Raw genomic sequence first — 9,026 nt, 5'->3', positions numbered from 1 at the left:
CTGACCTTCTCTCTCGGTTCGTTGTCCGCCAATCCGAGCCACCATCTGCAGGAGGTCCGTCGCATGCTCGAGCTCATGGGCCCATGCGTGCTTGACAACAATTTCATCGGCTCGCGCTGGAGCAAGCTTCTCATCAATGCCGCGTTCTCTGGAATGAGTGCGGTGCTCGGATGTACCTTCGGTGAGGCTGCGGGTCCAAAGGAGTCGAGGCGCATAGTGCAGCTGCTCATCAAGGAGTGCATCGACGTGTGCGCGAAGGGCGGCATCAGGATCGAGCCTGTCCAGGGTAAGGACATCGTCAAGCTGCTCGACTATGGCAATCCTGTCAAGAAGGCCATCTCCTTCTTCATCATCCCTATCGCGATCAAGAAGCATGCGCTCATCAAGGCCAGCATGCTGCAGGACCTCGAGAAGGGCAAGAAGTGCGAGGTGGATGCGATCAACGGTGTCGTGAGCATGTTCGGCCGCAAGGTCGGCTGCCCTACGCCGATGAACGACAAGGTCGTCGAGATCCTCCACAAGTGCGAGGACGGCCTCCTGACCCCATCCTTCGAGAATCTGAAGTTGTTCTAGAATACAGAGAGGCGAGCCCCAAGGGCCCGCCTCTCTGATTTACTTGATGTTGATGAAAGGTGTGGTGTTGCTTCCCGAGTAGGTAGGGAGCTTGCCGTCCCATTTCTCGATAGCGTACTGCTGTACGAGGAGAGCGTTGAGAGATGCGGATACCACCCTGTTGTAGTATGCCTCTCCGTCTCCCTTGATCTTGAGGGCCTGGGCTTCACCCTCGGCCTTCGCGATCTCGATCTTCGCCTCTGCTTCCGCCTCCTTCACCTTGTTCTCCGCCTTCAATGCATTCTGTACAGCCTCGTTCTTTGCATTGATTGCTTCGGTGAGGGAAGCAGGTGGGTCGATCTTCGTGGTGAACTCGCGGACGATGAAGCCTTCACGGTTCATCGATTCGTCGAGCCTTGCCCTCACTTCGGCCTCGAACTTCGCGCGGTTCGCCATCAGCTCGTCTGAGGTGTAGTTGTTCGCGCATGTTCGGTATGCCTCGAAGATACACGTCTTTATGTATCCGAGCTCAAGCTCTCCGACAGGCTTGCGGTACTTGATGAAGATCTCGGTCGCCATGTCCTCGTTGATCTGGTATGCGAGGGTAGGGGTCATCGAGAAGATCGCTGCGTCCTTAGGGTTGACGGTGAACGGATCATAGGTGACGCGCTGGATGTAGGTTGGGTACTCGAAGATCTCTTCGGTGATCGGGTTGAACCATACCCATCCGCGGCAGGTACCTTCCACACCGCCCCTGAGGTTCTCGTTCGCCGACCACTTCTTGAAGCGGATGCCGACCGAAGCCGAGTCGATGGTGGTACAGCATGAAGCCATTACCACGATGGAGAAGACCGCGACGATGATTGACGTCACTGCGCCTTTCCTGATTTTGAATGCTGGTGTTGCCATGATGATATGTGTTAAGTTGAATTTGTTTCCATACGGTTCTGTTTTTTGCCTTCTAAAGATAGGCTTTTTTGTGTATTTGACGCAGAATTTTAGAAATAATTACAGAAGAAAAGGAGTATCTTTGTAAGAGACATTTCTAATTACCGAATACCGATGAAATACGATTTTGATGAGATAATCTCCCGCGAGGGGACCAACTGCTACAAGCACGAGTATCTGATGGATATATGCGGCAGGACTGACGTCCTTCCGATGTGGGTCGCGGACATGGAGTTCAGGACCCCGGATTTCGTACTCGAGACCATCCAGAAGCGCCTCGCGCAGGGTATCCTCGGATATACCTGCCCGTCGAAGGAATACTATGAGGCGATATGCAGGTGGAACAGCGAGCAGTATGGACTCGAGATCACGCGCGAGATGATCAACTACATCCCGGGCGTCGTGAGCGGCATCTACATGGCGATGCTGGCATTCACGGAAAAGCGCGACAGGATACTCATCATGGAGCCGGTGTACCATCCTTTCCGCCTCGTGCCGCAGGCCAACGACAGGGAGGTGGTGATGAGCTCGCTCCGCAGGGGCAAGGACAATTTTGAGATCGATTTCGAGGTGTTCGAGAGGGACATCAAGGGCTGCAAGATGATGGTTCTCTGCAATCCTCATAACCCGGGTGGAGTGTGCTGGACCGCGGATGAGCTGCGCAGGATCGCGGAGATCTGCGATAGGGAAGGGGTCATCGTCGTGTGCGACGAGATTCACTGCGACATGCTCTTCGACGGCAGGAAGCATGTGCCGTTTGCATCGGTGAGCGAGGCTGCACGCCGAATCTCCATCACCCTCCAGGCTCCGACCAAGACCTTCAACCTCCCGGGCATAGTCGCAGCGCATGCGATAGTGCTGGATGCCGACCTCCGCAGCAAGATGTTCGGCTACATCCATGGCAGCGACATGGACCTCGGCAACCTTCTCGCCTTCGACTGCGTCAAGGCTTGTTATAGCGAGGTCGGTCAGGAATGGAAGTCCCAGATGCTCGAGTATGTCCAGGGTAACATAGACCTTCTCTGCGAGCGTTTTGCTGCCGAGTGCCCACAGATCGTGCCGATCAGACCGCAGGCCAGCTTCCTGGTGTTCCTCGACTGCCGTGCGATGGGTCTGAGTCAGGACGAGCTGATCCGTTTCTTCGCGGACAAGGCCCATATTGCGATGAATTCCGGTGCGATGTTCGGTCCTTCGGGCGAGGGCTATATGCGAATGAATGTGGCTTGTCCTAGGTCGATGATGGTACAGGCTATAGATCAGATAGTCTCAGCGTCGAAAATGTGATTTTTTGCGCCGGACTGTTGCTTTTTCGAAGAGAAATAGCTTATTTTGCAGATGATTTGTTGTGTGCACCCCGCCCGACGAAGGTTGGGATTGACGTGCGAGAGATTTGTGCGAGAGAAAGTAAGTGTGTGTTTTAGTTTTACTGAGTGTGTTGTGAAAGCTTGGCAACGACAGCCTACGACGAATCATTGTGAATAGTTTTTTAACGCCGCAGAGTGATACAAACTCCGCGGCGTATTTTGTTTTGTCCCGCCCCATGCGCTATATTAAGGTGTCGAAAAAGTTCGGTGCGGGGTGCCGATTTTTTTGCGAGAAAAAATCGTTTTTCGTAATTTTGTAGTCCGTATGAAATACGGTTTTGACAACGAGAAATATCTCAGGATCCAGTCCGAACAGATCACTAAGCGCATCGCGCAGTTCGGAGACAAGCTCTACCTCGAGTTCGGAGGTAAATTATTCGACGACCATCATGCGAGCCGCGTGCTGCCGGGTTTCCAGCCTGACAGTAAGCTTCGTATGCTCATGACACTCAGCGACAAAGCTGAGGTCGTACAGGTCATCAGCGCGCTCGATATCGAGAAGAATAAGATGCGCGCAGACCTTGGCATAACCTATGACGAGGACATCCTCAGGCTCCGCGGTGAGTTCGAGAGCTGTGGCCTCTATGTAGGTGGAGTCGTCATCACCCATTTCAATGGCCAGTCCAGTGCCGCGGCTTACCGCCAGAGGCTCGAGCGACTCGGCATCAAGGTGTACTATCACTACACCATCGAACGCTATCCTAACAACGTCGCCCTCATCGATTCTGACGAGGGTTTCGGAAGGAACGACTATGTCGAGACCTCGCGTCCGCTCGTAGTCGTGACTGCACCTGGCCCTGGCAGCGGAAAGATGGCAGTGTGCCTCAGCCAGCTCTATCAGGAGCACCAGAGGGGAGTGAAGGCAGGATATGCTAAGTTCGAGACTTTCCCAGTGTGGAATCTCCCTCTCAAGCACCCTGTCAACATCGCGTACGAGGCTGCTACCGCCGACCTCAATGACGTGAACATGATCGACCCGTTCCACCTCGAGGCTTATGGAAAGATAGCCATCAACTACAACCGTGACATCGAGATCTTCCCTGTGCTCAACGCAATCTTCGAGGGCATCTACGGGGAGAACCCATATAAGTCTCCTACCGACATGGGCGTGAACATGGTCGGATTCTGCATGTCAGACGAGGACGCATGCTGCGATGCTGCACGTGACGAGATCATCCGTCGCTACTACACCGCGCTCAACGGACTTGCTCTCGGCAGCAGCAACGACAGCGAGGTCAACAAGATCAATCTCAACCTCCAGCAGGCGAAGATCAGCACCGACTACCGCAGGACCACGGTCGCAGCCCGCGACAGGAAGGACCTCACAGGTCTGGCATCTTCTGCCATCGAGCTCAATGACGGCAGCATCATCACCGCTTCCCAGAGTCCGCTCCTCGGTCCGAGCGCAGCGCTCCTGATCAATGCGATGAAGCATCTCGCCGGCATCGACCATGCGAAGAAGCTCATCCCAGAGTCAATGATCGAGCCTATCCAGAAGACCAAGGTCAGCTACCTCCATGGCAACAACCCTCGTCTCCACACCGACGAAGTTCTCGTGGCTCTCTCTGTTCTCAGCAAAGAGGATCAGGATTGCGCAAAGGCTCTCGAGCAGCTCCCTAAGCTCTACGGCTGCCAGGTGCATTCGACCGTGATGCTCAGCGAGGTCGACCGCAAGATCTACAAGAAGCTCGGCATCGGCCTTACCTGCGATCCTGTAAGAAAGATCTGATTCTTGCGCAGGTTGTAAATTACTGACCAGCAATGCTTTAATATGAGGACGGCTCCCCCGTGCGGGGGAGCCGTCCTCATGGTAATGCGCTGTATATCAATGCGTTGTGCTCGACCAAACCAGAGGCATCCTTACGCCTCGACCTGCTTGTAATGAGGGACGAGGGTGCGCATGATGATCCATGCGATGAGGTATGCGACTCCGCAGTAGCAGAAAACGATGAAGTAGCCCGCTGGCTTGCCTTCGAAGCCCATGAAGTGGAAGGCGCTTCCAGCGTTCTCCGCGTATGTGAAGAGGTTTCCGGCAATCCACTGGATGAGCATCGAACTCACGCCTCCGAGCATGGTTCCGATGCCGGTGATGGTCGCGATGGTGCTCTTCGGGAACATGTCACCGATGGTCGAGAAGAGGTTTGCGCTCCATGCCTGGTGACCTGCGGCTGCGAGTCCGATGAGGATGGCCGGGTACCATGGAGATCCGGTGCCCATTCCGAGCGGCTGCGCGAAGAGTGCGGCGATAGGGAAGAACGCGAAGATCAGCATCGCGAGCATGCGGCCCGAATATGGGTCCATTCCCTTCTTGTCCACGAAGACCTTTGGAAGGTAGCCGCCGATGATGGAGACGACGGTCACGATCGCGTAGAGAGTGAAGATGAGTCCCTGTCCGAGCGGTGATGACGCAGGTGCGTTGAACTGGTCATGGAAATATGCCGGTGCCCAGAAGAGGAAGAACCACCATACGCCGTCGGTGAAGAACTTGCCGACGATGAAGGCCCATGTCTGGCGGAAGGTGAAGCATTTCAGGAATGGAATCGCCTTCTCTGTGACCTGAGACTCGGTGCCGGCAGACTCGGTGCTTGCAGATGCGTCCGAAGCATCCTTGGAACCGCTAGCGTCAGCTGCGTCGTCCTGGCGTATGTATTCGAGCTCGGCGGCATTGACATGCTTGCTTTTGTCCGGGCTTTCGTACATGAAGATCCAGAAGAACATCCATACGAATCCGAGTCCACCGATGATGATGAATGCCATCTCCCAGCCGAAGGTTTTTGCGAGTACAGGAATACAGAGCGGAGCTGCGAGCGCACCTACGGACGCACCTGCATTGAAGATAGAGGTTGCGAACGCGCGGTCCTTCTTAGGGAAGTATTCGGCGGTCACCTTGATCGCAGCAGGGAAGTTGCCCGACTCTCCGAGCGCAAGAATGCCGCGGCAGAGGAGGAAGAGGTACACGGACACCGTCGATACGGCAAGAGCGGTCCTGGACACGATGAGGCCCGTGCCGACACCGCAGAGGGCGTGCATGCAGGCACCTGCAGACCAGATTCCGATCGCGATGAGGTAGCCCTTCTTGGTTCCCATCCAGTCGATGAACCTACCTGCGAAGAGGCAGATGAAGGCATAGAAGAATGAGAAGAAGGATGTGATGGTTCCATAGTTTGCGTCGGTCCATCCGAACTGCGGTGCTATGAACTCCTTGTAGGTGAGCGAGAGTACCTGGCGGTCGAGGTAGTTCACGGTCGTCGCCACGAAGAGCAGCGAGCAGATCCACCAGCGCCAGTCGGTCATCAGCTTTTTCTGGGTTGACATGTTCGTAAAGATGTGGTTTATCCTACAAGTATAGCAATTTTTCGTGGGAGTTGCCCAACCGCGCAGGATGATTTTCGACCTAGCGCATCCTCATGCCAACTCTGACACCGAAGGTCACGCTGCGTCCGTTGCCCCAATATCCGGTAAAGCTGTCGCGGTCATGGGCAGATCCGTCTTTGCTCCTCTCGATGTAGAGGGCGTTGGTAAGGTTGGTGCCGCGGACGAAAATCGAGCCGCTGATCTTCCAGAACGCGAAGTCACAGCTGAGCGAGGCGTTCAGAAGGTGGTACGCCGGGATGCGGTAGGAGTCGCTCCTGTCGTCCGGATTGGTCCTTCCCACAGGGTCGAAGTCCGCCCATAGCCTGTCATTGTAGTTCCATTCCACCATGGCGGTGAGATATTTCAGGAAATGGGCCTTTGCCGATGCTCCGACCTGGGTCTGAGGTGCGTCTCCGACATGGAGGCCGTCCGCATAGACATTGATTTCACCTGCCGCCTGCATGGTGTACGGGTCATAGAGGATGGCGGATACGTCGTTCTTCCATTTCCAGCTGCCGATCGAAGCGAATGCGTCAAGCCTGATGGCGCGGATAGGGGAATAGCCGGCCTCGATCTCGAATCCGTAGTGGAGGGCGTCGAGGCCCTTGACCATATATTTGAACGGGTCGATGTCCACAGTCTTGTATGATGCGCTCATCAGTGACTTGTCCTGCCAGTACGCGAGGTATCCGGTGGCTTCGATGCTGTACTTGGCGCCGGACTGCCTGATGCCGAGCTCCGCGAGGTAGTTCTTCTCGTTCACGATGTCCTTCGCTACTTCGTTGCTACCGCTGGAGAAGAATACGTTTGAATAAGGTGCGCGGGTGTAGACGGCTCCGTTCGCGAAGATCGCCGTGCCGCGGGTGATCTTGTAGAGGACGCCGGCCTTGAGGCTTCCGCCCGGTCTTCCTGCCCATTTGCTGAATGCCTCATCCTCGACATAGTTGTACTTGTCCCACTTCCTCAGCACGGTTCCGCTGAGAGAGGCTCCGAGTGTCGCCGAGATCTTCTCGGAATCGTAGCTGGCGATCGCGTAGAGGGTGCCGTAGTGCTGATTCCTGCCGTTGTGGGTGCGTACATAGTCGCCGACGGTCTTCATCGGATTCCTTCCCGCGAGGCCGGCAAGCGAGCTCTTCTCATAGTCCTCATACCAATATTCCGCACCGAGGAGGTCGGTGATAACCTCCCTTTCCCATGTGCCGTAGAACTGGTAATGGAGACCGGCGTCGAGAGTGAAGTTCCTGCCCAGCTCGATGAGCGCGCTGCTCCTCAGACCGGCCTGGGTGTGGCCCGCCTGATAGTCCGACATGATGTTCATCGCTGCTGCTGAGCTCGCGTTCAGCTCCCTGACCGCAGCCCAGTCGATCTGGCCGTCCTGGTCCATCATCGACGCGATACGGCGTCCCTTGCTCTCGGTGTAGTAGCCACCGCCGTTCGCGAGGGCGAGGTAAGCGGTGGAAGAGAGCTTTACGCTGCGGCCGTTGGCCATCGAGAACCTGTATGAGTCAGTGAGGGTGATGTAAGGCTTGAAATAGTTGTTCCTCGAGAGGGTCCTTGCGTACCTGTTCCCCTTCTCGTCAGTGTCCCATCCCCAGTTCTTGTTGTATGAGATGCCATACTTCTCGACTTCCGCATAGCTGAGTCTCTGCGAGCGCTGGGAATGTTTCTCCGGTGATCCCAGTGCGGTGAGGTTCAGTGAGTGGCGGTCGCTGAAGACCTTGGTGAGGGAGGCGTAGAAGGACCATGTGCTCAGGTCGGTGCAGTCCACGTAGCTGCGTCCCCAGTTGTGCGAGAAGGTGGAGCTGAATGCCCATCCTTTCTTCCCGAGTCCGCTGTTGAGGGTGAGCCCGATGCCGTTGGTCCCATATCCGGTGCCATAGTAGCTGACCTCGGCGAGAGCGTCTCCGCCGGGCTGGTCGGTGATGATGTTGATGGTGCCGCCGACGGAGTTGTCGCTGAGCATGGAGTTGCCGATTCCTTTCTGGACCTGAATCGATGCCGCAGCGTCGGAAAGGCCCATCCAGTTGTTCCAGTACATGCTTCCGGAAGTGAGACCGGAGATAGGGATGCCGTTGAGGAGGACGGAGATGTTCTCCTGCTTGAAGCCTCGGATGTTGATCTTGGCATCACCGAAGCTGCCGCTCTCGGAGCTCGCGTAGACTCCCGGGACGTTCCTGATCAGTTCGGGAAATGTCCTGCCCGGAGCTTCGGTCCTGATGGCCTGCTTGTCGATGTTCTCCAGACGGAGGGATGAATTGCGCTTGTCTGCGACTCTGGCGGACACAGTGATCTCGTCGAGTGCAAGGTTCTTCGTGGTGTCCTGGGGCATCTGTGCACCCGAAAGCGAAGCTACCACGTAGAGAAGTGATAAGGACTTTAATAGCATAAGTCAGTTGTAACTATTGGTTATACAATCGTAGTACAATCTGACAGGGCTGTTTATGTATGTTTGAACATGCCTCTCCCAGGCCATGGACTGAGAGAGAACCATCTTCTTCCATCCGGACTTTACCGTCGGTGCCGTAGTTTCAACGGCTCAACCATCACGACAGAACGTCGATCAGGCTCGCGGACTATACCGCCGGTTGGGAATTTCACCCGACCCTGAAGATTTTTTGCAAATATATAAGAAAAATGGGAAATCAAGGCATTTGCCCGGATTTCCCATTCATTGTTCGTCCAGCACGAACGTACTCTAACGGGTGAAAGTCCCCAAACCGCCCTGATAGTGGGAAGGTTACAGCCAAAGGCAAAGGTGTCCATCACGAGGTGGAATCTGAAGGAAGCTGGCGGCAAACATCTGGTCTG

The 9,026-nt window shown here is 55.4% G+C and carries 6 protein-coding genes and 1 riboswitch; of the genes, 3 read left to right on the top strand and 3 right to left on the bottom strand.

Annotated elements, in window-relative coordinates; all coding sequences use genetic code 11:
- A partial coding sequence (locus AC06ND_RS05380; RefSeq protein ID WP_475677968.1) for a ketopantoate reductase family protein occupies positions 1-573 on the top strand: 573 nt, incomplete at its 5' end.
- 39 nt (positions 574-612) lie between these two features.
- On the opposite strand, the gene AC06ND_RS05375 is transcribed toward AC06ND_RS05380, so the two are convergent.
- A complete protein-coding gene (locus tag AC06ND_RS05375) occupies positions 613-1,461 on the bottom strand; it encodes an SPFH domain-containing protein (RefSeq protein WP_475677967.1) in 849 nt (282 codons plus the stop codon).
- Positions 1,462-1,614: 153 nt separating this feature from the next.
- On the opposite strand from AC06ND_RS05375, the gene AC06ND_RS05370 reads away from it, so the two are divergent.
- Positions 1,615-2,784, top strand: coding sequence for a MalY/PatB family protein (locus AC06ND_RS05370; RefSeq protein WP_475677966.1), 1,170 nt, complete (start codon positions 1,615-1,617; stop codon positions 2,782-2,784).
- A gap of 345 nt (positions 2,785-3,129) precedes the next feature.
- Complete coding sequence (locus AC06ND_RS05365) at positions 3,130-4,593, top strand: DUF1846 domain-containing protein (protein ID WP_475677965.1); 1,464 nt, start codon at positions 3,130-3,132, stop codon at positions 4,591-4,593.
- A 131-nt stretch (positions 4,594-4,724) separates the two neighbouring features.
- Here the strand turns inward: AC06ND_RS05365 and AC06ND_RS05360 are convergent, their stop codons facing one another.
- Together AC06ND_RS05360 and AC06ND_RS05355 are read right to left on the bottom strand one after the other, a co-directional pair.
- Positions 4,725-6,179, bottom strand: a complete 1,455-nt coding sequence (locus AC06ND_RS05360) for an MFS transporter (protein WP_475677964.1) — start codon at positions 6,177-6,179, stop codon at positions 4,725-4,727.
- Between the two features lie 79 nt (positions 6,180-6,258).
- Positions 6,259-8,604, bottom strand: a complete 2,346-nt coding sequence (locus AC06ND_RS05355) for a TonB-dependent receptor (RefSeq protein WP_475677963.1) — start codon at positions 8,602-8,604, stop codon at positions 6,259-6,261.
- A 99-nt stretch (positions 8,605-8,703) separates the two neighbouring features.
- Positions 8,704-8,834, bottom strand: a riboswitch (FMN riboswitch).
- Between the last annotated feature and the right edge of the window lie 192 nt (positions 8,835-9,026).

The organism is Candidatus Cryptobacteroides sp. (assembly GCF_056207615.1).
Note: the sequence above shows the minus strand (reverse complement) of the source record. Positions and strands in the feature narration are given on the sequence as shown.